This is a genomic window from Dietzia sp. UCD-THP, assembly GCF_000349585.1.
GTDB classification, from domain to species: Bacteria; Actinomycetota; Actinomycetes; order Mycobacteriales; family Mycobacteriaceae; genus Dietzia; species Dietzia natronolimnaea_A.
The window spans coordinates 2320-3681 of sequence record NZ_KB714637.1; the positions used below are offsets into that span (position 1 = coordinate 2320).

The 1362-nt window shown below is 60.3% G+C and carries 1 protein-coding gene and 1 pseudogene; one reads left to right on the plus strand and one right to left on the minus strand.

Features of this window, described 5'->3' with window-relative positions:
* Window positions 1-966, minus strand: a pseudogene (locus H483_RS39900) (SAM-dependent DNA methyltransferase); the annotation flags it as partial.
* A gap of 173 nt (window positions 967-1139) precedes the next feature.
* Here H483_RS39900 and H483_RS28390 point away from each other — a divergent pair.
* Window positions 1140-1362 (plus strand): type II toxin-antitoxin system Phd/YefM family antitoxin (locus tag H483_RS28390; protein WP_017836688.1); only part of this gene is annotated, 223 nt, incomplete at its 3' end.

A 1362-nucleotide genomic window follows, 5' to 3' on the forward strand; every position in this document is an offset into this window, starting at 1 on the left:
CCCGCCGTACTTCACGAACTCGCCGTAGAAGTTGCCCAGGACGTCGAACGCGGTGCGCGAGGGGTTAGACACGGCGTGGAGAACGTCGTGGTCGAGGACCTGGGTGAACCTCTTCATCGGTGTGATGTTGCCGAGATCCTTGTTGGGTTTGTTTAACAGGACGTGAGTCTTGATGAAAGCAAACTGGTCGAGCAGTGCACCAATCTTCTGCTTCGGCTTAAGATCAGCCTCGTCGCTCTCCAAGTACTCTCGGGCAGCCTTATAGACTTTCTCGCCGTCGGTGAACCCAGACTTCTTCTCGCCTTTGAGGTCGTCTATGAGGTCGGGCTGGTACTTCAAAGCCAGGAGGATCGCCGAGACGAGCGTAGCTTTGCGCTCACCTTCGAGTGACGCATAATTTCGCATGTCCTCGTGCAGGCCAGCGGCAACCTTTCGAATCTCCCGGGCTTCGCGCTCCTCACGAGGCAGCTGGCCGAGCACAGCCACGCGGTGATACTCGTCAATGTGCTCCTCCGCGAGGTCGGTAAGGGCGTCGACTTTGGCGAGGAGGCGGGGCGCCGAACCCGATTCGGCGAAGGCCACGGTTACTTCGTGATGCGTCTCCGCGCCGGCGACACCGACCGCGAAGACTCCTTTTCCGGTGCGGTCCGCGATGTGCTTCGCGTAGTGCGCCGCTCCATTGAGCGCGTATTCGGCGCGAGCTGGGTAGGAGATGTCAATCTTGCCGTCGATCAGCAGGCGTGAACGATCGAGATCGGCCTTGTCTTCGATAAGGACCAGGAACGGACCTGATTCAACGAGAAACTCGGGCTTCCCGCGGCCGCCGCCCAGGCTTTTCGAGGCACCTTCAAGCGCGTCGTACACATAGGAGGGCGCGTCGCTGCAACTCTGCTCCCACGGTCGTCCGAATCCAATGCCCCGCAGCATCTCTCGCACAAACTGGTCGGTGCTCTTCTCGTTCCCCATTCTCTCGAGCTATCCCCCTGCGCCGATGTAACTGATGAGCATGGAGTGAATGTATCAATTATGTTGCATTTTAGGCGGAGCATCGAGGGTGTTCAGTGGAACGTGTCGGAGGCGACAACAAGCCAAAGAAGGGCACCTAGACCGATACTTGTACAAGATGTACCCTTAGTGTCATGGTCACCACGACGCTCAGCAACTTCCGCGCACACCAGAGCGAGGTGCTCGACTCCGCACAGCGGGCGCCGGTCGAGATCCTCAGCCGAGGCAGCCGTCGTCGCGCCGTTGTCGTCTCGCCTGAGTTCTTCGACCGCGCGCTGCAAGCCCTGGAGGATCAAGCCGACGTGCGTGGCGCAGCCGACGCCCGCCGCGAGGACGGCAGCATCTCCCACGAGGACC